The 25,562-nt window shown below is 45.0% G+C and carries 24 protein-coding genes; 10 read left to right on the top strand and 14 right to left on the bottom strand.

The genetic code is table 11. The annotated features are described in order from the left end of the window. Nucleotides 1-559 precede the first annotated feature (559 nt). Nucleotides 560-775, top strand: coding sequence for a hypothetical protein (locus QUB70_RS06150; protein WP_332979010.1), 216 nt, complete (start codon nt 560-562; stop codon nt 773-775). Nucleotides 776-1,441: 666 nt separating this feature from the next. After that, nucleotides 1,442-2,344 carry a PEP-CTERM sorting domain-containing protein gene (locus QUB70_RS06145; RefSeq protein WP_332979009.1) on the top strand — a complete coding sequence of 301 codons (903 nt, stop codon included), beginning with the start codon at nt 1,442-1,444 and terminating at the stop codon, nt 2,342-2,344. Here QUB70_RS06145 and QUB70_RS06140 read toward each other — a convergent pair. From QUB70_RS06140 to QUB70_RS06120, 5 genes are all read right to left on the bottom strand, one after another. Then, nucleotides 2,325-2,522, bottom strand: coding sequence for a hypothetical protein (locus QUB70_RS06140; protein ID WP_332979008.1), 198 nt, complete (start codon nt 2,520-2,522; stop codon nt 2,325-2,327). The two genes, QUB70_RS06145 and QUB70_RS06140, sit on opposite strands and share 20 nt — an antisense overlap. Nucleotides 2,523-2,608: 86 nt before the next feature. Beyond that, nucleotides 2,609-5,263 (bottom strand): C39 family peptidase, encoded by a 2,655-nt coding sequence (locus QUB70_RS06135; protein WP_332979006.1) that lies wholly within the window; start codon nt 5,261-5,263, stop codon nt 2,609-2,611. 295 nt (nt 5,264-5,558) lie between these two features. Further along, nucleotides 5,559-5,999 carry a peroxiredoxin gene (locus QUB70_RS06130; RefSeq protein ID WP_332979004.1) on the bottom strand — a complete coding sequence of 147 codons (441 nt, stop codon included), beginning with the start codon at nt 5,997-5,999 and terminating at the stop codon, nt 5,559-5,561. A 125-nt stretch (nt 6,000-6,124) separates the two neighbouring features. After that, the gene (locus QUB70_RS06125; RefSeq protein ID WP_332979003.1) at nt 6,125-6,406 is read right to left on the bottom strand and encodes a hypothetical protein; all 282 of its coding nucleotides are present in this window, start codon (nt 6,404-6,406) and stop codon (nt 6,125-6,127) included. 82 nt (nt 6,407-6,488) lie between these two features. After that, complete coding sequence (locus QUB70_RS06120) at nt 6,489-7,976, bottom strand: catalase (protein ID WP_332979002.1); 1,488 nt, start codon at nt 7,974-7,976, stop codon at nt 6,489-6,491. Nucleotides 7,977-8,130: 154 nt separating this feature from the next. Here QUB70_RS06120 and QUB70_RS06115 point away from each other — a divergent pair, with 154 nt between their 5' ends. The 5 genes from QUB70_RS06115 (at nt 8,131) to ileS (ending at nt 14,695) form a co-directional block, all read left to right on the top strand. After that, entirely contained in the window at nt 8,131-9,330 is a 1,200-nt protein-coding gene (locus QUB70_RS06115) for an AAA family ATPase (RefSeq protein ID WP_332979000.1), read from the top strand. Nucleotides 9,331-9,333: 3 nt separating this feature from the next. After that, complete coding sequence (locus tag QUB70_RS06110; protein ID WP_332978999.1) at nt 9,334-10,044, top strand: DUF4276 family protein; 711 nt, start codon at nt 9,334-9,336, stop codon at nt 10,042-10,044. A gap of 72 nt (nt 10,045-10,116) precedes the next feature. Then, nucleotides 10,117-10,527 carry an Npun_F0494 family protein gene (locus QUB70_RS06105; protein WP_332978998.1) on the top strand — a complete coding sequence of 137 codons (411 nt, stop codon included), beginning with the start codon at nt 10,117-10,119 and terminating at the stop codon, nt 10,525-10,527. Nucleotides 10,528-10,682: 155 nt separating this feature from the next. Next, on the top strand, nt 10,683-10,823 hold the full coding sequence (locus tag QUB70_RS06100; protein ID WP_332978996.1) for a hypothetical protein: 141 nt from the start codon (nt 10,683-10,685) through the stop codon (nt 10,821-10,823). Between the two features lie 290 nt (nt 10,824-11,113). Next, a complete protein-coding gene (gene ileS / locus QUB70_RS06095) occupies nt 11,114-14,695 on the top strand; it encodes an isoleucine--tRNA ligase (protein ID WP_332978995.1) in 3,582 nt (1,193 codons plus the stop codon). A 116-nt stretch (nt 14,696-14,811) separates the two neighbouring features. On the opposite strand, the gene QUB70_RS06090 is transcribed toward ileS, so the two are convergent. The 7 genes from QUB70_RS06090 to QUB70_RS06060 all read right to left on the bottom strand — a co-directional run bounded on the left by QUB70_RS06090 (nt 14,812) and on the right by QUB70_RS06060 (nt 21,076). Continuing rightward, entirely contained in the window at nt 14,812-15,081 is a 270-nt protein-coding gene (locus QUB70_RS06090) for a hypothetical protein (RefSeq protein WP_332978994.1), read from the bottom strand. A 41-nt stretch (nt 15,082-15,122) separates the two neighbouring features. Beyond that, nucleotides 15,123-15,458 (bottom strand): XisI protein, encoded by a 336-nt coding sequence (locus tag QUB70_RS06085; protein WP_332978993.1) that lies wholly within the window; start codon nt 15,456-15,458, stop codon nt 15,123-15,125. Beyond that, nucleotides 15,446-15,862: a XisH family protein gene (locus QUB70_RS06080; protein WP_332978992.1), complete on the bottom strand. Its 417-nt coding sequence runs from the start codon at nt 15,860-15,862 to the stop codon at nt 15,446-15,448. The genes QUB70_RS06085 and QUB70_RS06080 overlap by 13 nt, the downstream gene beginning before the upstream one ends. Nucleotides 15,863-15,929: 67 nt before the next feature. Further along, nucleotides 15,930-16,442 (bottom strand): dihydrofolate reductase family protein, encoded by a 513-nt coding sequence (locus tag QUB70_RS06075; protein ID WP_332978991.1) that lies wholly within the window; start codon nt 16,440-16,442, stop codon nt 15,930-15,932. Between the two features lie 66 nt (nt 16,443-16,508). Further along, nucleotides 16,509-20,006, bottom strand: a complete 3,498-nt coding sequence (locus tag QUB70_RS06070) for a leucine-rich repeat domain-containing protein (RefSeq protein ID WP_332978990.1) — start codon at nt 20,004-20,006, stop codon at nt 16,509-16,511. 335 nt (nt 20,007-20,341) lie between these two features. Then, nucleotides 20,342-20,704 (bottom strand): DUF5615 family PIN-like protein, encoded by a 363-nt coding sequence (locus tag QUB70_RS06065; protein WP_332978989.1) that lies wholly within the window; start codon nt 20,702-20,704, stop codon nt 20,342-20,344. Between the two features lie 3 nt (nt 20,705-20,707). Then, entirely contained in the window at nt 20,708-21,076 is a 369-nt protein-coding gene (locus QUB70_RS06060) for a DUF433 domain-containing protein (protein WP_442927718.1), read from the bottom strand. 184 nt (nt 21,077-21,260) lie between these two features. On the opposite strand from QUB70_RS06060, the gene QUB70_RS06055 reads away from it, so the two are divergent. Further along, entirely contained in the window at nt 21,261-22,145 is an 885-nt protein-coding gene (locus tag QUB70_RS06055) for an aspartoacylase (RefSeq protein WP_332978988.1), read from the top strand. A gap of 161 nt (nt 22,146-22,306) precedes the next feature. Here the strand turns inward: QUB70_RS06055 and QUB70_RS06050 are convergent, their stop codons facing one another. Then, nucleotides 22,307-23,011, bottom strand: coding sequence for a phosphatase PAP2 family protein (locus tag QUB70_RS06050; protein ID WP_332978987.1), 705 nt, complete (start codon nt 23,009-23,011; stop codon nt 22,307-22,309). A 161-nt stretch (nt 23,012-23,172) separates the two neighbouring features. Between QUB70_RS06050 and QUB70_RS06045 the strand changes: the two genes are divergently transcribed. Together QUB70_RS06045 and QUB70_RS06040 are read left to right on the top strand one after the other, a co-directional pair. Continuing rightward, nucleotides 23,173-24,252 carry a M23 family metallopeptidase gene (locus QUB70_RS06045; protein ID WP_332978985.1) on the top strand — a complete coding sequence of 360 codons (1,080 nt, stop codon included), beginning with the start codon at nt 23,173-23,175 and terminating at the stop codon, nt 24,250-24,252. A 208-nt stretch (nt 24,253-24,460) separates the two neighbouring features. Continuing rightward, complete coding sequence (locus QUB70_RS06040) at nt 24,461-25,072, top strand: hypothetical protein (RefSeq protein ID WP_332978984.1); 612 nt, start codon at nt 24,461-24,463, stop codon at nt 25,070-25,072. A gap of 362 nt (nt 25,073-25,434) precedes the next feature. On the opposite strand, the gene QUB70_RS06035 is transcribed toward QUB70_RS06040, so the two are convergent. Then, nucleotides 25,435-25,562, bottom strand: a 128-nt coding sequence (locus tag QUB70_RS06035; protein WP_332979069.1) for an IS4 family transposase, incomplete at its 5' end; no start/stop codon positions are given.

The following is a 25,562-nucleotide window of genomic DNA, read 5'->3' as shown; positions in this document are numbered from 1 at the left end:
TGTGTTTCCTGCTAACCTTAGTGAGCGTATGGATTTAAAACTGTATATTTAGTTACTCGATCTAATTTCTTTTAAGCATGGTTGGTCTTCTGTACATTTGAGCTTGACCGGGCGCTGCCTCGAACTGCACAAAACTATGTATGGTTATAGTTGCTACCGAGGGTTCGGTCGATCGCTGCATTTCGATGCACCTTTGTTATGAATGAATGTAAAGCGCACCACAGTAAATATTCGTAGCTATTTTTACAAAATGTTGAGATTTATGAACATTTCGCATAGGGGCGATGCGTCTTATACATGGGTCATGCGTAAAGACACCCACATGGCAGAAAAACCTGTGTAAATCTTTAGATTTGGGAGGGGAGAAGGGGAAATAGACAAATATATAAGATTAATATTGTGACTGCGATCGCAGACTTAAAACGCAGCTCGTCACATAATTAGAGCGGTCGCTGTCACATGATTTGGCTCAAAACATCACCTTCTTTGTTAGGCCAGCGTCACTCTCGATTTTCGGAGAACGAGAGATGATATAAGTATCGAATTCAGAGAACGTCTCATGTTTTTAGTTCAACTTATCCCCGGCGCTATTTCCGAAATGCTTGTCTCTGTTACCGATACGGGTTGTTTGACTTTAGCCGATCGCTACGGTTTGATGGCTGCTGTTTTAGACGACTCTCTCGACGATGAATGCAGACATTCGATCAACCGCCTGCTGCGTTCTGTGCTCAAGGGAAGAGTCAAGATAGTCAACGAACTGTCGGCGAGATCTTAACAGCATTTAAAAATTCGATTGATTTATGCACCGCAGAAGAGTGCAGAAACTACCGCCCGAGTTACAGTGAACCCGCGATGCCTGCTGTGATATATTGCAGGAAGTTTATCGACTGTTATAAAAACGTGCGATCGCGCATCGCCCTATGAAATTTTTTTGATTCTCCAATTCTCGCAAGTGCGGCACTTCCCGAAAAAGTGCTGATTCAGTGTTTTGACGATCGACGAGCGAGCTTATTGGGTCGATCGCTTATAGTAAAATTAGTAAAATTGTGGGCGATCGGCATTTTAGGACTTTGAGGACTTCAGTCCTCACAACAAACGTAATTATAATTATTAGACATCTTGCAAAAGTCCTTTTAATCAAATTTTGGAACGGGCAAGATGCCCGTTCCACAAGAAAAAAACTTTTTGTGGGATGGGCATCTTGCCCGTCCCAGCTATTTTTGCAAGAGGTCTACTAAATACTGTGCCTGCGTCAGTCCTGTATTTAGCTAGTGGCATTGGTTGGTTTTTTTAACCAATCTCGTTGATGTGATGCGATCGCCGGACAAAATCTTTACCGAAACTTTAATAAATTCGGTCGGAATGTATGATTTACTGAAAATTAAAAATAGTCGATCGACCAAACATGATACTTTAACACTCATTACCCAGGCAGCATTTTATGAATTCCATTGCTAAAAAGGGCATCCGCTGGACTTACTCAGCGACTGTTTTCTGTGCAATTATCGCACTACAGCAACAAAAAGCTACAGCAGCAACGCTATCTAACGGCTGGAATTATGCGATCGATTCCTTCAGCGACGGCGTGACAGGGCCCCAAATTGGCGGGGGCGAATTTGAATTTTACGGCATCGCCATCAAAGAAACATCAGATACAGCTTTCATTGCCATTAACTCCAATCTAAGTTTAGCAGGATATGCAGACAGCGCCGCTCAAAGAGGCAACATCAACTACGGCGATTTATTCTTCAATTTTTCCGGTCAAAACTTCAACACAGCGAACACAAATAGTAACTTATTTGCCGTTCGCTTTGCCACCGGAAATGACTCAGGCGTGGCGGCAACAGGTGTTTACAGCAATGTTACCGCTAAAAACGTCACCCAAACTAACTCTGGCTTTGCCAATTTAAATCAATTCAACACCGTAGTTGCATCTCAAGGCGGAACCCCATCAATGGGCGATTTAGCTGCCACAGATCCCTATTTTGAACAAACAGGTAACTGGACGGTTCTCAACTCAATAGCTGCGGGAACAAAAGTAGGAGAAATCAATTTTTTAACGTCAGGAAATTTGAGCGCCCTCGGTCTTAATTTCGCTCAGTTTAATGCAGTAGGTTCTCAAACAATCGGATTCAGTTTTAACAAATCCTCAATGCCTTCGGGGAACTATATTGCTAACTTTTTTGCCGAGTGCGCTAACGATGCGATCGCCATTAAAGGCTCTTTTGAACAAGGCTCTGCTGAACCAGTACCAGAACCTGCTACTATCTTCGGTACTTTAGCCGGATTTGGCATTCTAGGCATTGGTGGAGCGAAACGCAAAATTAAGCGCAAGATTGCTTGAGGCGATCGATTGTAGCATTCTGAAGAACGGGCAAGATGCCCGTTCCACAAAAAACTAAATGTTCTAGTGGAACGGGCATCTTGCCTGTTCCATTCCACAAAAAACTAAATGTTCTAGTGGAACAGGCATCTTGCCTGTTCCATTCCACAAAAACTAAATGTTCTAGTGGAACAGGCATCTTGCCTGTTCCATTCCACAAAAACTAAATGTTCTAGTGGAACAGGCATCTTGCCTGTTCCTAAACACCTCGCGCACCTAAAAACCTTATCGAGAGATAAAATGCGCCCAAACATTCCCATCTGGCCCAGCAACTTGATTGACGTAACCGTAGGGATACATCAACTTTCTCCCCTCAGTATCGCTGTAACCGGTGAGTGCATTTCCCCAAGGATCTTGCACGATATAACCTTGAGAATTGTAGCCAATTACAGTAAGAATGTGACCGGCCGCAGTAAAATCTCCGGCTAAAACTACTGGTCGCCGATTTAGCAATTCCGATCGCACATCGGCCCACATACGAGTCGTACTAAAACTCGTCTTAAACCCGTAAGCCTGAATCAGTGCCGAAAGCACGCTGTGATCGGTTTGAGAACCCTGGCCGGCATAGTCGAAACACCACTGCAACAACTCATCCTCCAACTGTCCGCCCCACTCAGAACGAACGCCGTAATAATAAAGTACCATCGCGATCGAAGTTACATTGCAAGTAGACCAGTCAAAACGCGGATTGTCCCGCTGCGAAAAATACGGCACGTTCAATTCCACATTGTTCGGAACCGGATCGAAAATTTTATCTCCCCGCTTGAACTGAACAAAACTAGGAAAAACATAACCTGTATTGCCCAAATTTGGCAGTTCTTCCGTCAGGGAAACTTTCAGGTGAGATCCTTCCGCACCGTAGCTGTTCACGCCGTAAACTCGACCTAAAGGCAGCGTAGTTTTCTCGGTACTGCTCAGGCTAGCAGAATCTACCGGCCGTTTTTTAAACACAGTTGCTTGCAGGATTGTCATCGTCAAAGCAGCAGGGTCATAGGGAACTTCTTTGCCATCTTTTTTAATTTTAACGTCCTGCCAATAAATAAATCCGATATTGCCGAAACCGGGAATAGATTCGGCGAGAGTTACTCGGAAATGCCCCAAAATGCAGGCATAACCAGTGATGGCATAGGTGCTACCTAAAAGTAGGTCAGCCACTTGATTTGCCGGCAGTTTTGATGAATCTTCTGGTTGAGCTTTAATCTGAGTTGTTTGAGTTACCAACAGTTGAGCGCTGACCTTGCTATTCGGTACGTCAGCCAGGTTAAATTTTAGGATTTGAGTACCTTTGGCCAACTGAACGTCGGGTTCGTAAAAATAGCCAAAAGTGCCGATCGGTGAAATTGCTGAATCTACAACCACCTTGAGATGCCCGTCAATAAATCCGTATCTACTAACCGTCAAAGTCTGGCCTGCTTTGACAAAAACTTTTTGCTGATTATTGAGCCGGGAAGAATCAAGCGGAGCTACCTTAAACAAAGTGTCAGAAACTATCTTTAAGGTCAAACCTCGTCCGACAGTTAGCGGATCGGAACTTACGGTAATGTAAATTATTTGGCTGCCAGTAACGTTGCCTTTGCTGTCAGTTGCCCGCAACCTGAGCCACCGAGCTCCCGCTATGTTAAATCCTTTAGCCAAATTCACTTGCCAAGTGCCGGCTTGTTGGCTTAGCGTGACGCTTAGCGGAAATTTATCCTCAGCTATCACCTCAACTTTTGCGGCTTGTTGCCGGTCAAAAGTACCCCGAAGGACGATCGGCTGATTTACTAAAACTTCTGACGGCCCTTGATAAGTTAAATTCACAGCGGGATTGAAAGATATGCCACTGCGGCTGAATTGCACAAAATCGGGATAAATGAAACCTGTATTGCCAAATTGCGGCAAATTCTCGGTCAGCGAGACTTTAATGTGGCTTTGTTCGATCGAGAATCCGGCAATTCCGTAAATCATTCCCGCCGGCAAGGTAATTTTTTCTTGGGGTGGCAGGCTAGCGGCATTTATCGGCCGCTTTTTAAACACAGTCGTTTTGATGATTGTCATCGTAACTGCATTTCTATCATACTCAATTCCCCTCCCGTCTCGCAAAATTTGGACGTGCTGCCAGTACAGAAATCCCGAAGTTCCTAAGTTAGGAACTGCCCGATCGAAAGCGACTCGGAAATGGTTTTCCACGCAAGCGTAGCCGAGAATATTGAAAGTTTCTCCCGGGTTAAATTGTAATTTCTGAGTTGTTCCTAAAGTAGCAGAATCTGTGGGGTTGAGCTTTAACCAGGTCTTTTTGATCGCCCACAGCAACTGCATTCCAGGCGGCGGGGCGGGCAACTCGGCGCGATCGAATATGAGAATTTTTGCACCTTTCGTTATGACTACGTGTTTTTCGTAGAAAAAGCCGGACTTTCCCACCGGAGAAATTGCATTATTTAGTTGAATGTTCAGGTGTCCGTCTTCTAACTCGTAGTCGCTAATTTGATAAATTTTCCCTGCTGGTATGTCCGCTTTTTGCAGGTTGTTGAGATTGCTCGCGGGCAGTGTTCCGGCTTTGAATACGGTATCTGTGAGAGTAATTAACGTGAAAAATTGAGCGGGTGACTTAGAAGCAGGATTAACTTTGATGTTAACTGTTTTTTGGCCGATAACTTTGCCGGTCTTATCAGTTGCCCTCACCTGCACTGCGCGAGTTCCTGCGCTATCGAATCCTTTTTCTAAACTGATGTTCCAAAAGCCTCTAGATAGATTTATCCCGACATTCAGGGCATTTGAGCCTTCTGTCGCTGAAATCGCCGCCACTAGATTTTTGTCAAAACTGCCAACTAAGACAGTGGCTCTATTAGCCTCAATTTCTTGTGGGCCTAAGTAACTCAAAATAATGTTGCTGTTTGTCATTATATATCCCTCTACCTAATGAATTATTCAGCTAAAGCAAGGATAACTTCTGATTTTATCAAACACAACGATCGATCCCTAATAAAACCGCCCCTAGATTCAGTCTAAGGGCGGTAAGTGCCTTTTAAAGCAGGAATTTTAATTGTTGGCGGGATTTTAGCCCGAAATCTAACTGTAGGGTGTGCACCGCGCACCTGACAATAATCTAGGCTGGTTGAGCGGATTTGTCGTGCCAGTTTTGGGGGAACAAATTTAGTTAGAGTAGGTTGTTAACCCCCGCACCCGTGACCCCTCACTAAACTATGGTGACAAGAATATCTTGAGCGTGAGTGTCAACTTTCATGGTTTCGCCCTCATAAACTTGAATGATTTTGCCGGTACCGTCGATGACGAAAGTAACGCGCTTGGCATAATCGCCTTTTTCAACATCGTAAGCTTTGGTAATCGTGCCATCAACATCTGCTAATAGCTGGAAAGGCAAACCGTATTTTTCTGTGAACTTTTGGTGCGATTCTTCGTTGTCTCGGCTGACACCGAGAACTACTATATCTTTGCCCTTGTATTCTTCATGGGCTGCTTTGAAGCTTTGGGCTTGTCTGGTGCAGCCGGGGGTGTCGTCTTTGGGGTAGAAATACAAGATTACGGTTTTACCGGCGAAGTCGGAGAGTGAGACGGTGTTGCCGTTGGTGTCTTTGGCGGTAAATTGAGGAGCGGCACAGCCAATTGGTAATGTCATAGTTTGGTTTCTCTTGTTTGGTTTTTCTTGCAGTTCCTTAAGTTATTTTACTTGGTTCTGTGCCTTTTCAAGAGACAATTGCTAAAAACCACGCGCGGCGAAGCTATCCCGCAGGGAATCGCCCCCTACTTAATGACGTTAAGTTTTACTGCATTTAACTTGCACCTAAGACGCGGGCTAAGAGTGCCTGTTACACGCATAGTTTCAATACAGAGATATTGCACCATTGTCAATAATCCTGGTTTGAACAGGCAAGATGCCTGTTCCACAAAGAGTAGATTTTCTTGTGGAACAGGCATCTTGCACATAGTTTCAATACTGAGATATTGCACCATTGTCAATAATCCTTTTTTGAACAGGCAAGATGCCTGTTCCACAAAGAGTAGATTTTCTTGTGGAACAGGCATCTTGCCTGTTCAGCGAGAAAAGTGCAAGATGTGAGAATAGACATCTGCTAAAAAGCAGATATCTATTGAATGTTCGCAGGTTCTACACACCAACCGGTTGAGCAGCGGCCATCGTAGACGGATCGATCGCAATTCCTAAACCTTCTGCAACTTGGCGGCCGTAATTCGGATCGGCGCGGAAGAAATGGCACAGTTGGCGCATCTGAATCTCCGGTTTTGCTGCACTCAAACTTTCCACAATGTTAGCTACAAGCCGCTGCTGTGCGTCGGGTTTCATCAAGCGATAGAGGTCTCCTGCTTGGGTATAATCGTCATTTCCCTTACGGTGATCGTAGCGATCGACTTTGACATTTCCTAAGTCCCAAGCTGGGTCAGCATAGACACTGTTTTGCTTCGGCGCATCCTCGTGGCTGTTGGGTTCGTAGTTCGGCCCGCTACCACCGTTGTTACCCGGTGTCATTGCGCCATCCCGTTGGTAGTGCATCACCGGGCACTTTGGTTGATTGACGGGCAATTGCTGATAGTTTGCACCGAGACGGTAGCGTTGAGCATCTGGATAAGACATGATGCGAGATTGCAGCACTTTGTCTGGAGAGAAGCTAATACCTGGAACGACATTAGAAGGAGAAAATGCCGCCTGTTCCACTTCAGCAAAAAAGTTTTGTGGATTGCGATTGAGTTCCAGAATTCCCACGTCAATTAACGGAAACTCTGAATGCTTCCACACTTTTGTCAAGTCAAAGGGGCTTTCGCGATATTCTGCGGCCTGCGCTTCGGTCATTACTTGAATGCAAAAGCGCCACTTGGGATAATTACCTTGGTCGATCGACTCAAACAAATCGCGAGTCGCATGATCTGGGTCTTCGCCTTTGATCTGCGTCGCTTCTTCGGCGGTGAAATTGTCAATACCTTGCATGGTTTTGAAGTGGAATTTGCACCAAACCCGTTCTCCTCGATCGTTGATTAGGCTGAAGGTATGGCTGCCAAAACCGTCCATGTGGCGGTGGTTTTTCGGCGTACCGCGATCGGAAAACAGGATTGTCACCTGATGCAAAGCTTCTGGACTCAGCGACCAGAAATCCCACTTAGCATTAGGATCTTTGAGATGAGTTTGCGGGTGGCGCTTTTGCGTGTGGATAAAATCAGGAAATTTGAGCGGATCGCGGATGAAGAAAACAGGCGTGTTATTGCCTACTAAATCCCAGTTGCCTTCTTCGGTGTAGAACTTCATCGAAAAACCTCTGGGGTCGCGTTCGGCATCCGCTGAACCTTGTTCGCCGCCTACGGTAGAGAAGCGGAGGAGAACCTGAGTTTGTTTGCCCACTTCTGAGAATAGCTGAGCTTTGGTGTAGCGAGTAATGTCATGGGTGACGGTGAACGTGCCAAATGCAGCGGCTCCTTTTGCATGGACAACGCGCTCGGGAATGCGTTCCCGGTTGAAGTGAGCCAGTTTTTCCATTAGGTAAAAATCCTGCATGAGGATAGGCCCGCGTTCACCCGCAGTCAAGGAATTCTGGTTATCTGCAACCGGAATTCCGTCAGCCGTTGTCAATGTCTTTTGGTCTGTCATAGTCAGTAAATAGATTGCTGCATCCTCAGTATTCTATACCTTTCTGGGGCCGAGGTGTTTCTGCGGAGGTAATTGTCAGATTGGCGATTCTGTGTTAAATTATTAGTGTTCGATCCTATTGTTATAAAAATTTTGTAATCAACGTAAGAAATTTATGAAGCTAGATATTTTTGAGTATGTGTATAATAAAGGTTTACCTGGTGAATGGCGAGTCGAAAAATGTCGATTAAGCCAAACAAATTTAATTGTGGGTAAAAATGCTAGTGGTAAATCAAAAATTGTGAGAACCATATATACTCTGTCAGAGTTACTATCAAACAGTAGGTCTCTTCTTCCACAAGCCAAAAGCTCTGAATGGCATTTTTTGTTTGATATTGATCGACCCGAAGAAAAAACAGAATATATATTGAAAATAGAGAAAGGTGTTGTAATTAAAGAAAAATTAATTATAGGCAGTAAAAGCAATAAGCCACTTTTAGATAGGGATGAATCAGGCAAAGGTACTATCTTTGCTACAGAACTTGACCAAGATATTCGGTTTCAAACTGACCCAACAGAACTCGCAGTTGTTAAGCGTAGAGATTCTATTCAGCATCCATTTTTAGAGGATTTATATCAATGGTCTAGTTCCCTAAGATTTTATGAGTTTGGAACAGAACTAGGTAAGAATTTTATGTGGCTTCCTCCCTTTCCCCGAGACCAAAAATTATCAAAAAATGAGATAAAGGTCAAAGATGCTAGGTCTGTTGTCGGTATATTTGTACTGGGAAAACAGGAAATTGGCGAGCGGTTTATAGAAGCAATTATATCTGATATGACGAAAATTGGTTATCAGTTATCAGAAGTTGGAATAAAAGTGCCATCTTTCATCAATTCCGATATTTCTGCTGCTGATAGCTCAGAGGAAGTACCACAATCTCTATACATTAAGGAAGCCGATTTAAATTCCGTGACAGAACAATTAGAAATGTCACAAGGAATGTTTCGAGCTTTATCATTGTTTATTCAAATTAACTACTCTTTACTAGCGAGTAAACCTAGTTGTATTGTGATTGATGATATTGGAGAAGGGTTAGATTATCAACGCTCTTCCTCTATAATTAAAATTCTAATAGACAAAGCTCAAACAGGATTAATTCAACTTATTATGACTACCAATGATGAGTTTATTATGAATGGTGTTCCGATAGAATATTGGTCATTAATTGAACGGACTCCTGGGAGTGCAAAATTACATAATATTTATAATTCACGGGAGAAGATTGAGGAGTTTAAGTTTATTGGACTTAATAACTTTGATTTGTTCACGAGTGAGTTTCTGTTACAAAAAGAAGGTGATGAAGAGGCAGCATAAATTATGACACCAAAGAAAATTGCTTGTTTTGTTGAAGGACAAACAGAACAGATATTTGTTGAAAGGTTATTTCAGGAAATTGCGGGTTATAAAAAAATATCTATTGAAACTTATAAATTTCAAGGTGGCAAAGCTAATCGTATAATTCAACCACTTAAATTAAGTACCATAAAAAATGCTCCTTTTTTTGTCCTTTTATATGATTGTGGTAATGATGCTCATGTAGTTTCTGATATCAGAAAACAGCATCAGAGCTTGATCGAGAATGGTTATGAAAAAATTTTAGGGCTGAGAGATTTATACCCAATACCTTTAGGGAAAAAAGAAGAAATAGAAACAGGAATCAGAGGATTTTTGAAACCTTTGCAAAAAATAGGAGTTCCAATTTCTGTAATTTTAGCTGTAATGGAAATTGAAGCATGGTTTTTAGCAGAATGGAATTATTTTGCTAAAATAGATAATCGTTTAACCTGTGATTTTATCGTCCAAAAATGTGGTTTAGACCTAAGAATTATCGATACTGAACAAAGATCACGTCCTAGTCAAGATTTAGATGAAATTTATAGAGTAGTAAGTAGAAATTATGATAAAAGTGAAAAGACATCGCAAGAGATTATAAATAATCTTGATTATGAACTTTTGTATTTGCACTTGGTTAACAGTGTTAACCAACTCAAAAGGTTTATTGATGAGATAGATAGTTTCTTGGTTTAGTAAATCAACCGCCAAACTTACCATATAATCGGTAACAATTAAAAATATAGTACCTGTTCAGATGTTCTCTCCATGACTTTTATCCCATCCGAAGCGTTTAAATCTATTAGTTATCCCACCGGCACAGTCAAAAGAGCCGATCGCGCCGTCCGCTGTTCCCCTTTTCAATTACACTTCTTCCAGACCATCCGCGATAACAGTGTTTTCCTAAGTGCGATCGCCTCAAATACAGGTGTCGAAAGCGGCTACACCCGATCGCCCGTATCCGAACTCGCAGCCGAAAATTCCCTGCTGTGGCTGATCCAAGTCGGCGTACTGCGGCGCGAAGTTGACGGACAAGGGATTACCGACAGTTTTCGCCTCACGCCGCTGGGCCGCCAACTCGTGGAAAAATGGGAAGGGGAAGGAGACAAAGTGCCGGCCGCATCATTGTGCGATCGTATTGGTAATGCCGTCAGCCGCGGGTTGGGACTATTTCTATGACCTTTTCTCGCTTGCTACAGTCCGACAGGGAATGAATTCCCTGTCTCATAGCTAAAGTCGGTTAAAACCGACTGCAAGTCTCAATTTAACTCGATGTTGAGTTTTGCATTGCACGTCAATCAACCTCCTCAGTCCTCTTGCAGAGGACTTGCGCTATGAGACAGGGATTTCAATCCCTGTCGGACTCGCCGTCAAACGAGTTAGACCGCGATCGCACCATAGCAGTTTTTGAAGAACCGGGCGATCGTATCCCCGTTCCCGCCTTTGCTGAATGCTTGAATCTGACTGTTGGTTAAATGTTCAGTTGGCTGACCCAGTAGCGTAACCTGGATTTATGAAGGATTTTTTTACCGCAGAGGGCGCAGAGGGCGCGGAGGAAGAGAAGAGAGAGCTCTCTACGGATTTGGTTCGATCTAATGTGCGGTCGATCGCTTATACTAGAATATCTGGTTGTCAGCTCTTCAAGGACGAGAGATGACTGAAGTTGTCACTACAAACTTAATTATGATTATTTAACCGGACTTGATATCAACTCTCAATTAACCGCTAATTACTAACAACTAACTACAGAAAACGTTTCTCAAAAATGGAAGCTAAATCTTACAAAGACACGGTAAATCTGCCCAAAACCAAGTTTGATATGCGCGCCAACGCCACCAAACGGGAACCAGAATTGCAACAGTTTTGGGCTGACGAACACATCTACGATCGCCTCTCGGAAAATAACCCAGGTGATTTGTTCGTCCTCCACGACGGGCCACCCTACGCCAACGGACAACTCCACATCGGCCACGCCCTCAACAAAATCCTCAAAGACTTTATCAACCGCTACCAAATGCTGCGCGGCAAAAAAGTTCGCTACGTGCCCGGTTGGGATTGTCACGGATTGCCGATCGAACTTAAAGTATTGCAGAACATGAAATCGGAGGAGCGGCTAAATCTTACCCCGATCGAACTCCGCCGCAAAGCCTCCGCCTTCGCGCAGCAAACAATGGAACAGCAGCGCGAATCCTTCCAGCGCTACGGCGTTTGGGGCGACTGGAAACACCCGTATTTAACTCTCAAACCCGAATACGAAGCTGCCCAAATCGGCGTTTTCGGTCAAATGGTGCTCAAAGGCTACATCTACCGCGGCTTCAAACCTGTTCACTGGAGTCCGAGCTCGAAAACAGCCCTCGCCGAAGCGGAATTGGAATATCCCGAAGGCCACACGTCGCGCAGCATCTACGTCGGCTTTCATGTCAGAAACTTGTCGAAATCTTTGCAAACGAAGCTCAAGCGCTATATGCCGAGTCTCTGGGCGGCGATTTGGACGACTACCCCCTGGACGATTCCGGCTAACTTGGCGATCGCCGTCAATCCAGAACTGATGTATGCAGTGGTGGAACCGCCGGCAAATTCCCACATCGCACAACAATTTATGTTAGTAGCTGTCGATGCGGTCGATCGACTGTCGGCAACTTTCAACACAGAATTAAAAATCCTGGCTACCTTCCCCGGTAAAGAATTAGAAGGCTGCACCTACAAACACCCGCTGTTCGATCGCGAAAGTCCAATTGTTGCCGGCGGCGACTACATTACTGCTGACTCAGGAACCGGATTGGTGCACACCGCGCCGGGCCACGGACAAGAAGATTTTATCGTCGGGAAACGCTGCGGTTTGCCAGTTTTAACGCCCGTAGACGAGAACGGAAATTTCACCGCAGAAGCCGGACAGTTTGCAGGTTTAAATGTCCTCGGAAACGGCAATAGCGCGGTGATTGATGCCCTTGCGGAAGCAAATTGTTTGATTAAAGAGGAAAGTTACGCTCACTCTTATCCTTACGATTGGCGCACGAAAAAGCCGACTATTTTTCGGGCGACGGAACAGTGGTTTGCCTCGGTTGAAGGGTTCCGAGATGAAGCCCTAAAAGCGATCGCCGGTGTGAATTGGATTCCCGCCCAAGGGGAAAATCGGATTACTGCAATGGTGGGCGATCGATCGGATTGGTGTATTTCTCGCCAGCGGACTTGGGGCGTTCCCATTCCCGTGTTTTATGACGAAGAAACCAACGAACCGCTGTTAAATGAAGAAACGATCGCCCACGTACAAGCTATCTTTGCCGAGAAGGGTTCCGATGCTTGGTGGGAATTGTCGATCGCCGAATTGCTGCCGGAATCTTACCGCAATAACGGCCGCACTTACCGCAAGGGAACCGACACGATGGATGTGTGGTTTGACTCGGGTTCTTCTTGGGCGGCTGTGGCGAAAGGGCGATCGGAATTGAAATATCCAGCCGATATGTATTTGGAAGGTTCAGACCAACACCGCGGCTGGTTTCAATTGAGTTTGCTGACCAGTGTAGCAACTAACGGCGTTGCTCCTTACAAAACAGTTTTGACTCACGGTTTTGTGCTCGATGAAAAAGGCCGCAAGATGAGCAAATCTGAAGGAAATGTCGTCGATCCGGCCGTCGTAATTAAGGAATACGGCGCTGATGTTTTGCGGTTGTGGGTGTCTTCGGTAGACTACTCCGCAGACGTGCCTTTGGGCAAAAATATTCTCAAACAGCAATCGGATGTTTACCGGAAAATTCGCAATACAGCTAAGTTTTTGCTGGGGAATTTGCACGACTTCGATCCGGCAAAAGATGCCGTTGCTTACGAGGAATTGCCGGAACTAGACCGCTATATGCTGCACAGAATGGGCGAAGTTTTTGCGGAAGTCCAAGATGCTTTTGAAAGCTTCCAATTTTCCCGATTTTTCCAAACAGTGCAGAATTTCTGTACGGTGGATTTGTCGAATTTTTACTTGGATATTGCCAAAGACAGACTTTACATCAGCGCGACAGATGCGCGCCGCCGCCGCAGTTGTCAGACGGTGATTGCGATCGCTGTGGAGAATTTAGCAAGGGCGATCGCACCTGTGTTGTGTCACATGGCTGAGGATATTTGGCAGTACCTTCCCTATCAGACTCCTTACAAGTCCGTATTTGAAGCCGGCTGGGTGCAAATTGATGCTTCGTGGCACAATCCAGAATTGGCTGCGCGCTGGCAGTATTTGCGACAAGTGCGCGGCGAAGTTAACAAGGTTTTGGAACAAGCCCGGATTGAAAAGGCGATCGGTTCTTCTTTGGAAGCTAAGGTTTTATTGTACGTTCCCGATGTTGAGAAAAGGCAGCAATTGCAAGCTTTGAATCCCAGCAGCGAAGAATTGTTGGATTATGTGCGATCGCAAAATTCAGTCATCGAGTTAGCGGCAGAGGAGAAAGCAAAAGCAGCACAAGATCGGCAGGAAGAACAAGCGGCAAAAGTTGCCAAAGTCTTGACAGAAAATACAATTCATGTTGAGGCGGAAACGATAGAAAAGGGCGATCGATCTTCTGAGATCGTACAGTATTCGGCACCTGAACCGTCGGCTTCAGATTGGCAGCAAATGTTAGATCGCAGCGCCCAGTTTGTCGCTGATTTGCCTGAATACGCGGGCAACTTTTTTACAGAATACCAAAACGTGCTGGTAACACTTGGGCTGTTAGCTTCTGTGTTGGTAACGGGCAGAGTAACGCTGGCGATTTTGGATACGATGAACCAAATTCCGATGTTGGGAGGCCTCTTTGAAGTCATCGGCATCTTATTTACAATCTGGTTTGCTTTCCGTCACTTGCTGTTTGCGGCCAACCGTCAAGAAATTGCACAACAAATTGATTCCCTGACAGCAGATGTGGTGGGCCGGAGTACAGCGCTTGTACTTGCAGAAACAAAGTCGATCGTCCTCGCACCCCCCTTAGAGACAGCGCTTGTAGAAACACAGGCGATCGCGCAAACAGCCCCTGTCGAGATGGCGCTTGTAGAAACACCCCAAATCCCGAAAGCAGAATTAATTGCGATCGAACCTCAATCAGAAATTCCTGCTGAAATAGCTGCCAGACACGATTCTACAATGACTGGTAACGGTGTAGACGAACTGCGGTATTTGTTCATTACTTCGGAAGTGGAACTGATAGAATCGAATGCAGTTATCCAGGAATTGCCGTACAGTTATCAGTCTCCCGATTTGGCGATTGGTGTAGTCAAAGCAGACGGCCAAAAGTGCGATCGTTGCTGGAACTACTCTACTCATGTCGGAGAGTCGATCGAACATCCGCTAATTTGCGAACGCTGCGTTTCAGCAGTAGACGGCAAATTCTAACCGTCGTCTTCAACCCGCGGAGGCGGGTTTCGTTTGTGTAGACGCGGTTTCAACCGCCGTCTCCAACCACCGTCTCCAACTCTTGTGGGATGGGCTTCTAGCCCGTCCCCAATATGCTATTTATTAAAAAAACGGCAGACGATTTCACCAGGGTTGTTTTGTCCAAACGCCAAAACTGTTCCATCTTTCTTAACTGTAGTGCGATCGCGGCAGTTGTAGACTTCTAGAGGCTGTTTAACTCCATCAACACTCAGAATTACCCTGTATTCCCAATAATTTTTTGCACTGCGTTTGATATCGACAATGCAAATTTCGCGCCCTTGATAATTGCGGCATACAGAGGCCTCAGCAGGAAGGGCCACCCCGAAAAAAGATATTAATAACAAAAAGTAGCAAACACATTTTATCACAGCGATCGCATTTTCCTTTACGCTACCCCGAACCCAGTATGCGGACGCTTGTAAGGTGGATGCAACCCCAACACAATATCATCCTCCGACACGCCCATCTCGACAAATTCCCGTGCAATATCCACTTCTGTCATATTGCGCTGAATCCAAATTTTGCTATCCTTAATATCCAAATGAATGAAACAGTTGTATATCCGCTTTAGCCCCTCCCAGCCAACATCTAGTAACTGATAGTGGTCATGTTCCCAATCAAAAACAAGTTGGCATTCAACGTCTAAATTAGGCTTTTCTATCCTTGCTTGTTGAGTTAGAAATTTGCGGATACACTGGCGGTAATGCTCTACTCTTTCCATTCCAAAATTACCTCCTTTTGCGGATCGTAAACGACGAGTTTAAGTTGATATACATTGACCGCTTCTTGTATAAATGGCTCTTGAAAAAACGAGTCAAAAGTATCAAATGGTACTGCTAGATACAGTGTTCTGTCCGGTTCTTTGATTTGTAAGGCAAGCCGATAATTCAAAAATTGACCCAAGGCAAGATGAAAGTCAGTAATTGCAGAGTTGTTGAGAAAGCTTTTAATTTCAACAGCAATTTTTTGCCCTAATTTTTCCGCAGCCAAAATCTTCTCTGTGGCTAAATCAATCTGAAACTTAACACCCTGAATTTTGACGATCAGCGGATCTGCGGTGATTTCCCACTCCTCCTTCTGAAGCGCTTTTTTTACAGCATCATGAAATAAATCTCTAGCAGCCATTTCTCCCTCATACAGCTTCTATATCTATCTTATAGCAGCCAAAGCGCGCAAGCTGCTGCGATCGCCCTCAAGTCGCGACATCATAAGATAGCTGAACCATACCAGAACTGTATGTCTGACATCCAGTTAGCTGCAAAGCTGTAGTATTTATGGGATTAGCAAATAAAGGAATTCCATCGCCCAAAATAAGCGGGTGAACCGAGAGAATCACTTCGTTGACAAAGTTTTGATTCAGGAAATCGCGAATCAGCAGAGCACCTCCCACCAACCAAATATTTTTGCCCTCAAGCAAGCGCAAATCATTGACAAAACTATCAAACTGTGTTACCACTTCGACATCAGAAGTGGCTTGAAAATCTAGATTTTTCGTAAAAACATAACTCTTTTTTTCCTGGTACGGATACTCCCCAAAAGTTAGAACTTGTTCGTAAGTTTTGCGACCCATGAGAACCGTATCGATGCTATCTAAGAATTTAGTGTAGCCGTAATTTTGGTCTGTAAACAGCCAGTCAATATCGCCATTCGATCGCGCGATATAACCGTCCAAGCTAGATGCAATGTATAGTACAATTTTTCGCATGGCAACACCGAGGTTTTTGGGGCTATTGGGGCGACGATCGCCCCAGTCACCTTAATTTTAAAGGATTTAGCGTCCTGACGGTAGGTGGAGCTCGATACCCACTTTTTGACCGAGGTCGATCGCATTATTAGCAATATCAAGCGCGCCTCCCACACCAGTGCCGAGAATACCAGCCACCGCGACAAGAGCTGTTAAGCTTTTCTTTAATCTGGCTTTACTCCATTCGTTTTCCGGTTTCCTGACTTCCGCTTCGACATCTTCAATATCGATAATTACTCCCTCGCGGATGTCTTCTGGGAACTGCGTGGCGGTTTCACGCATCGATGAAATTAGTTTTAGTAGTTCGGCGGTATTCGCGTTATTGTTTTGAATGAATGTGGTATCTTTAACTTGGGCATTATCTTTGAATTGGGTGGCGTTAATCCCGGAAAGATTAGCACCTTGTAAATTGTTTGTTTGGGAAGAATCTTGAGTCATTTTGTTATTACCTAAGTGAACGTTGTAGACAATTTGCTGAGAACCAGAAGCATCTACAGGATCGGGTGGATCGATTCCCGAAACTCGCTCTTTTTCCGGTTGTTGCGAGTAATCCGGGAAATCCTCAATTAAGCCGCGCACGTTGACCTTTTCATAAGATATTTCGCATTCAACCTCGTACTTGCCCTTCTCCAAACGGCGACGCAAAGCATCAAAATCGTAGAGGTGGGAGTTTAGGCTGCCTTTGCATTCGCGACAGTTGCAGGGGATTAATTCTTTGTATTTTAGACGATCGTCATAAGTATTATGAATCTTCCACAATTCGTGGCGGATGCGCTCTAAAATAGATTTTTTCTGTTTCCCAGAAACTCGAATGCGGATTTCTCGTTTGTGATAATCCTCGATGACTTCGGCTTTGCCATAACCATCGGTAAGGATGACCCCATCGCGCCACACGATATCCCCCCTACCCTTTGGTAAGAAAGATTGAGGGCGGTAGATTAACAGGTGCATTTCTACGATGAAGCGGGTAATGATGCCCTTGGGCATAAAGTCGTATTCGTAGCGCAAAATCAGGTTATCGATGTCGTCCCAGGTGTAATTGGGTGTTGCGAGGGGGAGAAGTTGCGGGGCGATGTATTGTCCGGGTTGGCCGGGGATTTCGTAACACAGTTTGAAATGTTTCATTAAGTGGAGTAGTTCGTCGTGCAAGTCTTGGTATTCTCTTTCGCACCAGATTTGCTTGAGGTTTTTCTGGGTAAAATACCCGCAGTTGGCGATGACTTCCGCGTTGTCGGCGACTTCTTTTTCGTCAGTAATTTCTTTCTTGCTGATGACTTTGTAAACAGCGTTGGTTGCTAATTCTGGACGCAGGATGACTATGTTTTTGAGGATGGGGTCTTTTTGGAAGTGGAGGATAATACCCAAGTCGTGGAGGTATTTGCTGAGACTCAGCATGGCGGGTTTATCCGACTTGTTGAAGCCTTGACCGATGCAGATATTGTAAAATTCACTGATTTCGATGTGGGTTTGGCGTTGGGAATAGTTTTCCAAAATGTGGCGGACGTTTGCCCAGCGTTTGGGGATGGGCGTGCTGATGTGGTCGAGGGTGACGATGCGGTTTTGTAGGGCGCGTTGGAGGGCTGCGAGTCCGCGATTGTCGGCGAGGTTGATGGGGACGGGTTTTTCTATGAGGTTGTCAAAGTCACGGCGCAGTTGGGAAACGTTGATTTCGCAGCGGCGGTCTTGTTTTTCGTTCTGGACGAGGAAAACGGGGCTCTTGTTGCTGAGGAGTTCGATGATATTCAACCAGTAGCAGAGGTTGGGGTTTTCGCGGCGGTTATCGACGAGGAGGATGTAGAGGGAACGTTCGGTGAGGAAGAATTGGTGCGTGGCGTGGTAGATTTCCTGTCCGCCAAAGTCCCAGAGGTTGATGCGGAAAGGTTTACCGTTGGCTTGTGGGAATTCCCAGCGGATTACATTGATGCCTTCGGTGCTGGGTTCTTGTTTTTCGAGTTCGTAGTCGGGGTTGAGGAGTTTTTTGGCTAGGCTGGTTTTTCCCGCTTCGCCTTCGCCGACAATCAAAAGTTTGGCTTCGTTGAGTTCTTCGGTATCGTTGGGATCGCGGGTTTGGAAGTAGAAGTCGAGAATGGTACGCAAATCACCAGGATCTCCGAATCGGCTTCCGCCCATGATTTCCCGTGGAATTGGCATCGGATTACCCCGCAAATCCAGTTTTTCCAGCTTCTCCATGCTGCGGATCGCCTCTGGGATGGCTGCAATCTGATTGTTGTTGAGGTCAAGGTGTGTCAGATTGGACAGTTGACCGATCGCATCTGGAATTTGGGCGATCTGATTTCTTCTAAGATCAAGCTGTGTCAGATTCGACAGTTGACCGATCGCATCTGGAATTTGGGCGATCTGATTACTTCTGAGGTCAAGCTGTGTCAGATTGGACAGTTGACCCATCGCATCTGGGAGTTGTGTTATTTGATTGTTAAAGAGGTAAAGCTGTGTCAGATTAGACAGTTGACCGATCGCATCTGGGAGTTGGGCGATCTGATTACTGCTGAGGTAAAGCTGTGTCAGATTGGATAGTTTGGCGATCGCTTCTGGAATTTGGGCGATCTGATTGTTATGGAGGACAAGTTGTGTCAGATTCGACAGTTTGCCGAGCGCCTCTGGAATTTGTGTTATTTGATTGTGACTGAGGTTAAGCTGTGTCAGATTCGACAGTTGACCGAGCGCCTCTGGGATTTGTGTTATTTGATTGTGATTGAGGACAAGCTCTGTCAGATTCGACAGTTGACCGAGCGCCTCTGGGATTTGTGTTATTTGATTGTGACTGAGGACAAGCTCTGTCAGATTCGATAGTTGGGCGAGCGCTTCTGGGATTTGGGTAATCTGATTGTGCCAGAGGACAAGCTCTGTCAGATTCGATAGTTGGGCGAGCGCTTCTGGGATTTGGGTAATCTGATTGTGCCAGAGGTGAAGCACTGTCAGATTCGATAGTTGGGCGAGCGCTTTGGGGATTTGGGCAATCTGATTGCTGCTGAGGTAAAGCTCTGTCAGATTGGATAATTGAGCGAGCGCTTGTGGGATTTGAGCGATCTGATTGTTAAAGAGGTGAAGCACTGTCAGGTTCGACAGTTGGCCAAGCACTTCTGGGATTTGTATTATTTGATTGTAACGGAAGTTAAGCTCTGTAAGATTGGACAGTTGGCCGATCTCTTGTGGAATTTCTTTTAAACCAATGCTGTTTAAATTTAAACTCTCTAATTGCTTCATTCTCAGCAGCAATTCTGGCATTTTTCCGAATGGATTGCCACTGAGGTCGATCGATCGCAAATTTACGAGCGATCGCAATTCCTCTGGCAGTGCGATTAAGTGATTGGTGATTAGTTTCGGAGTCAATTTACCATCAATCCATTCCCCTTTCTCCACCTTCCCCAACACCAACGTCTCAAGCTGCGTGCACTTGCCAATCTCCGGCGGCAATTCCTCCAACTCCAGCCCCGACAAATCCAGTTCCGTCAATTTTTCCTCGGCCGCCCGGTGAATTCGCCGCACTGCTTCCTCTCGCGTCATGCCCTTTGTCTCTCGGTAGGATTCATTTTATTGTGACAGGAATTTTTGGTTAGTGGGGAGTTGTACGCGCATCGCAATCTAAGAAACCGGGTTTTTTTGAGTTTCTACGCTGTCACCAACAATTCTCGCAAAAACCCGGTTTCTGGCCACCCGCGACAATCTAAGAAACCGGGTTTTTTCGGGTTTCTACGCCTGTCACCAAGAATGCTCGCAAAAACCCGGTTTCTCGCCACCCGCGCGACAATCTAAGAAACCGGGTTTTTTTGAGTTTCTACGCTTGTCACCAATAATTCTCGCAAAAACCCGGTTTCTGGTCACCCGTCCATTAGTCCTGTTTATGTTAAAGGCAGATGAATGATTCGGTCTTGGTATTCGTTATCAAATGAACCATCAACAATCAAAATCAATTCCTCAATATTTTGCCCAATACTTAAATCCTGATTCAAAACGAAAATCCCTGGAATATGACCACCTTGAGCCAGATGATCTACCAAATGTACGGGCATTGACTTGCGATTGTTTGTCACCAAAATAAAGCTATGCTCCTCACACCACACCAAAATCTCCGGATCGAGAGTGCTTTTTGGGGGTGTACCAATTTCACCCACTGCCCAAACTACTAAATCAGGGCGTTTTCGCCGAAGTTGTGTAGCATAAATAGGCGTAACATTCTCGTCCATCAAATATTTAAGCGCCATTCCTTAAACACCCTGTATAACAGATTGTCTTTCCCGTTCAGCTTTCAATTTTCGCAATCTTTCCGCAGCAGGATGGGGATTTGCTGCTTGCATCTTTCGCTGCTGATGCGACCAATCTAACCAATCTTGTAAATATCGACTTACTGATTCTTTGTTAAGTAAATAATACAAAATAGTCGTATAAACTTCTGCCAAAGTTAGAGATGGGTATAGTTGCTGAATTTCTTCGGCGGTGCGTTCCCGATACAGATACTCATACAGTACCGTCTCAATCCCGATGCGATGTCCTTTGATGCGAATATCATCAAGCGATAAAAAATCAAAATACTCATTCAGTTCCATATCTACAATCCCTCTTTTACCATCTACCATTATACTCACGATCTGGAATAGCGATCGTAGGCATGAGCTAAGAAACTAGGGATGGGCGAGAAACCGGGTTTCTACGAGTTTTTGGTTGGGTGACGAGAAATACAGAGAGAAACCCGGTTTCTGCGATTTACGTTACCAAGAGATGACAAAGGGTGCTACGCTTGGCATAGGAAGTTATTTCTTTATGAACCAAATTAAACGTGTTGCCATAGTGGGAGGAACCCACGGAAACGAACTCACAGGAATTTACCTCGTGAAGAAATTCGATCGCGCGCCAGAGTTAATTGGGCGATCGACTTTTGAAACAATCGCCCTGCTAGCCAATCCCAAAGCCTGCGAAATCGGGACACGCTACGTCGATATCGACCTCAACCGCTGCTTTAGAAAGCAAGATTTAGAAAATCCCCATCTCTCCAGCTATGAATCGCAGCGGGCGAAAGAAATCTACGGCATTTTTAGCTCAAAAAACACTCATCAGCCCAACTTAATTATCGATTTGCACAGCACCACATCCAACATGGGGCTAACATTTATTCTCGCCAGCCATCATCCATTTAACCTGCAACTAGCAGCTTATTTAACCTCTGTGTATCCCCACCTGAAGCTACTGGCTTCGGCAACCAAGAATCATGATAGTCCTTTGCTGCGATCGCTTTCCGAATTAGGCGGTACGCTGGAAGTTGGTGCAGTGCCGCAAGGCGTATTGGATGCGTCTTTATTTCAGCAAACCGAGCAAGTTATCGGCACAATTTTAGACTGCGTAGAAGCCTACAATCAAGGCACGATGCCTGCTGCAAAGAATCCCCTGACTGTTTATCAAAGCATTCGGGCGATCGACTATCCCAGAAACGAGCAGGGAGAAATTCAGGCAATGATTCATCCTCAGCTTCAATCCAGAGATTATCAAGCCCTCAATCCCGGCGATCCGATGTTTTTGACCTTTGACGGCGAGTCGGTCTTGTATGAAGGTAAATCGACCGTTTATCCAATTTTCATTAACGAGGCGGCTTACTACGAAAAAGGAATTGCCATGTGTTTTACTCAAAAGCAAACAGTTGTTAGTCAGTAGTCATCAGTCATCAGTCATCAGTTATTATATCTTGTTTGGTAACTTCCTTTGAAGAATGTTTTAGCTGTAGGGGCGGGTTTAACCCTAAATATTTGAAACTAACTCAAGGGATAAATAAACCCGTCCCCGCTAGATATTGATGCCAGCGGACATAATATCACTCAACAGTCATTTGAGCGATCGGGCGACAAAAAATTCTCTTCAGGAACAGCACTAGAAGCGCGAAACTGCTTCCAGACTTCCAAACTGAAAATGCACGCCATCAGCCAAATTAAACCTGCTGCGTAACCGGCAATAACATCGGTAGGCCAGTGGACTCCTAGATAAAGCCGACTGAAACCAATAGCAGCAACTAATACAACTGTCAAACTGTAAATCAACCAGCGCTGCTTGGGAAAGCGCGAACCCAAGAAATATCCTAGCAAACCGTAAATAACCATTGAAATCATTGCGTGTCCGCTAGGAAAACTGTAAAATCTCACATCAACCGTGCGTTCCCAAAGTTGAGGTCGAGCGCGGGCAAACAGTTTTTTTAACAGTAGGTTTAAAGCGATCGCTCCCCCACCCGCGAGCGCAATAGTTGCCGCTTCCGAGCGGTGATTGCGCGTTAGCAAAAGAATACCCAAGCTCAGACAAATCACTAGCAGCAACTTCGGCTCGCCCAAAAAGGTAAAACCCAGCATTATTTGATCGCGCAACGGAGTGTGCAATTTCCTCAGAGCTAGTAAAATAGAGGTATCGAAAGCGTAACTTTCTTTTTCCAACACCTCTTCGGCAATAGTGGCAAATCCCCACATCGCCAAAGCTGCAACAGCAAGGCCGCTAAGCCGAATTATCGAAATGAGCGATCGAATTTTAGAACGCATTTTTTAAGTAATTTAAAGTTTTAAAAGTTTCAACATAAAATAATACAACAATTATCGGAAACGAAAACGCCTTACCGATCGTCTACATTCCTGAGCAACTTTATTCTGAATCATTAATTGATTTTTCACTACCCACCTCAGCTTTTACATCCCACCGGCGAATGACTATACTATCAAAAAAACACATTTCTGCAATTTTGTTGACCGTAGGGTTGACAAGTCTTTCTAGCTGTGCTAGTAACAGCGGAGTAAGTGCCCCGATCGCCGAAGCCAACACGATCGCCCAGCGTCTCGTCTCCACCGCCGTCGCCCAAAAGCCGAACAACCCGCAATTCGGTCAGCCGATCGCCTGTACCCTAGGCAAAGACTGTTTTGTACTGCTGTATTTCGATCGAGAACCCGGCCCCACCGCCGTCGATTTTGGCTGCGGGCGGCAAACCTACAACGGCCACGACGGCACAGACTTTGCCATTCCCGACGCCAAAGCAATGGCAAAAGGAGTTCCAGTTATTGCCTCCGCTGCGGGCAAAGTTTTGCGATCGCGAGATGGTGTGGTCGATCGGCGTTTACAAAACGATACAGACAAAGCCACCATCGCAGGCACAGAATGCGGCAACGGCATGGTAATCGACCACGGCGCAGGCTGGGAAGCCCAATACTGCCACCTCCGCAAAGGCAGCGTTGCCGTCAAACCGGGGATGCAGGTAGAAAAAGGCACAGTTTTGGGCATGGTGGGGAACTCTGGGATGGCATCTTTCCCCCACGTACACGTAACTTTTCGCTATCAAGGCAAACCCGTAGATCCCTTTGTCGGCCCCGACGCGAAGGTAGGCTGCAACATCGCCCGCAATCCAATTTGGGACAAGCCTCTAGACTATATTTCCACAGGTTTAATTCGCGCAGGTTTTGCCAATAAGCCGCCGGACGAGAACGCTGTTTGGGCAGGACAATTTTCCGAGACTAAACTGCCTGCAAACAGTCCAGCTTTGTTGTTTTGGGTGCAAAGTTACGGAGTGCTCAAGGGCGATCGGGAACAATACAAATTATTCGCCCCCAACGGCCAAACTATCGCTGACCAGACCAATGAAATTAAAGCCCCCAGCCGCACTTGGTTGGGTTATGTCGGCAAAAGAAACAGTACAAACTCTCCTCTGACTCCCGGAGTTTGGCGGGCCGAATACCGGTTGACGCGGGGCGATCGAGTTTTGGCAGAAGTCAAGCGAGAAGTTGAGTTGCGGTAGTGGCTAAGTTCTACAATAGACTTGAATTGCATAAATCTTTCATTGATACAGAAACCGCAGATGTAAGGCAGACAAACACAGATAAACGCAGATGTATTCAAGGTAGGAAAGCGAGACGTTTAAGTGAGTCCCGGTTAATTTCAACTCTTGTGGGGTGGGCACGCGAGCCCGCCCTAAAAATCACAACTAAATACACAAAACCTTAAAAATGTCATACAGCCAATTCACCAACCTAGAAATGATTGAAACCAACTTTGGCATAACCATTGCTGACAAAGTTGGTATTTTTGCCAATTTACCCGAATCCGAGTATAGCGACCTTCTCAGCCAAACTCTGCAAGAAAATATTTCTTTGGCTTTAGCAATTAATACCGAAAAAGCTCGCTCAGAATTAATTGTCACACCTATTTTAGTAGAATTGAGAAAGCAGTTTAAGTATCAAATTAGCTTGTTTTCAGGAAAAGAGTTTAATGTAGATTTAGAAAAAGGATTAACGGGTTTCTGTGATTTTATGATTAGTCGTTCTCCCGAACAACTGCTAATCAAAGCCCCTGTTGTCGCCTTAGTAGAAGCTAAAAATGATAATATCCAAGCTGGCCTTCCACAATGTATGGCAGAAATGATTGCGGCTCAAATATTTAATGAAAGAAAAAACAATAATATTTCCGAAATATATGGAGCGGTCACAACAGGGACAAATTGGAAATTTTTACGACTTAGCAATCAAATTATGGAAGTCGATCTAAATGATTATTTCATTGATAATATTAGTCAAATTATTGGCATTTTAAAATATTTAATAAATGCAGCGAACCCCTGATACCAATTTTTTATGAGGCTGCATAGAATCAGATTCCCCCTAGCCCCCTTAATAAGCTATGCTTTATAAACATCTTTCTTAACAAAAAAGTTGACAAAAGTAACTACTTATGTAAGAGCGACTGGGAATCTCGCTTCCGATCAAATACGAATTCTTCTGCAAAGAGTGTTCATTGATGTCTCTCTGTTTCAATGAATTTGCTCAAGCGCGATCGGGGTTTTTCTGTGAACGCACATTTTGGACAAACAGAATAAAATGTTTTTCTGCTATTGGCTCACGGTGGTAGCGCGAGCGAAATTATCACTCATCTCATCAACACAATTTGTCATCACAGCTATTTTACCCCCTGAACAAATACCAATTCAAGTTGTTTTTAGTTGATTAAATAGCAGCCAACCCATCGTAATATCATTCAATCTTCTCAATCCACGCCACAAAGTCTTAACTCCTGGAACACCATCATGTTTCCGTCCCAAAAAACCTCCCAATT

The organism is Microcoleus sp. A003_D6 (genome assembly GCF_036702825.1).
In the GTDB taxonomy this organism is placed as follows: Bacteria; Cyanobacteriota; Cyanobacteriia; order Cyanobacteriales; family Microcoleaceae; genus Microcoleus.
Note: the sequence above shows the minus strand (reverse complement) of the source record. Positions and strands in the feature narration are given on the sequence as shown.

Excerpts from the sequence above, each read along its gene's own strand:
- QUB70_RS06150 (WP_332979010.1), top strand. The coding sequence starts at position 560 with ATGTTTTTAGTTCAACTTATCCCCGGCGCTATTTCCGAAATGCTTGTC.
- QUB70_RS06145 (WP_332979009.1), top strand. The coding sequence starts at position 1,442 with ATGAATTCCATTGCTAAAAAGGGCATCCGCTGGACTTACTCAGCGACT.
- QUB70_RS06140 (WP_332979008.1), bottom strand. The coding sequence starts at position 2,522 with ATGCCTGTTCCACTAGAACATTTAGTTTTTGTGGAATGGAACAGGCAA.
- QUB70_RS06135 (WP_332979006.1), bottom strand. The coding sequence starts at position 5,263 with ATGACAAACAGCAACATTATTTTGAGTTACTTAGGCCCACAAGAAATT.
- QUB70_RS06130 (WP_332979004.1), bottom strand. The coding sequence starts at position 5,999 with ATGACATTACCAATTGGCTGTGCCGCTCCTCAATTTACCGCCAAAGAC.
- QUB70_RS06125 (WP_332979003.1), bottom strand. The coding sequence starts at position 6,406 with ATGCCTGTTCCACAAGAAAATCTACTCTTTGTGGAACAGGCATCTTGC.
- QUB70_RS06120 (WP_332979002.1), bottom strand. The coding sequence starts at position 7,976 with ATGACAGACCAAAAGACATTGACAACGGCTGACGGAATTCCGGTTGCA.
- QUB70_RS06115 (WP_332979000.1), top strand. The coding sequence starts at position 8,131 with ATGAAGCTAGATATTTTTGAGTATGTGTATAATAAAGGTTTACCTGGT.
- QUB70_RS06110 (WP_332978999.1), top strand. The coding sequence starts at position 9,334 with ATGACACCAAAGAAAATTGCTTGTTTTGTTGAAGGACAAACAGAACAG.
- QUB70_RS06105 (WP_332978998.1), top strand. The coding sequence starts at position 10,117 with ATGACTTTTATCCCATCCGAAGCGTTTAAATCTATTAGTTATCCCACC.
- QUB70_RS06100 (WP_332978996.1), top strand. The coding sequence starts at position 10,683 with ATGAGACAGGGATTTCAATCCCTGTCGGACTCGCCGTCAAACGAGTTA.
- ileS (WP_332978995.1), top strand. The coding sequence starts at position 11,114 with ATGGAAGCTAAATCTTACAAAGACACGGTAAATCTGCCCAAAACCAAG.
- QUB70_RS06085 (WP_332978993.1), bottom strand. The coding sequence starts at position 15,458 with ATGGAAAGAGTAGAGCATTACCGCCAGTGTATCCGCAAATTTCTAACT.
- QUB70_RS06080 (WP_332978992.1), bottom strand. The coding sequence starts at position 15,862 with ATGGCTGCTAGAGATTTATTTCATGATGCTGTAAAAAAAGCGCTTCAG.
- QUB70_RS06075 (WP_332978991.1), bottom strand. The coding sequence starts at position 16,442 with ATGCGAAAAATTGTACTATACATTGCATCTAGCTTGGACGGTTATATC.
- QUB70_RS06070 (WP_332978990.1), bottom strand. The coding sequence starts at position 20,006 with ATGACGCGAGAGGAAGCAGTGCGGCGAATTCACCGGGCGGCCGAGGAA.
- QUB70_RS06065 (WP_332978989.1), bottom strand. The coding sequence starts at position 20,704 with ATGGCGCTTAAATATTTGATGGACGAGAATGTTACGCCTATTTATGCT.
- QUB70_RS06060 (WP_442927718.1), bottom strand. The coding sequence starts at position 21,076 with ATGGTAGATGGTAAAAGAGGGATTGTAGATATGGAACTGAATGAGTAT.
- QUB70_RS06055 (WP_332978988.1), top strand. The coding sequence starts at position 21,261 with ATGAACCAAATTAAACGTGTTGCCATAGTGGGAGGAACCCACGGAAAC.
- QUB70_RS06050 (WP_332978987.1), bottom strand. The coding sequence starts at position 23,011 with ATGCGTTCTAAAATTCGATCGCTCATTTCGATAATTCGGCTTAGCGGC.
- QUB70_RS06045 (WP_332978985.1), top strand. The coding sequence starts at position 23,173 with ATGACTATACTATCAAAAAAACACATTTCTGCAATTTTGTTGACCGTA.
- QUB70_RS06040 (WP_332978984.1), top strand. The coding sequence starts at position 24,461 with ATGTCATACAGCCAATTCACCAACCTAGAAATGATTGAAACCAACTTT.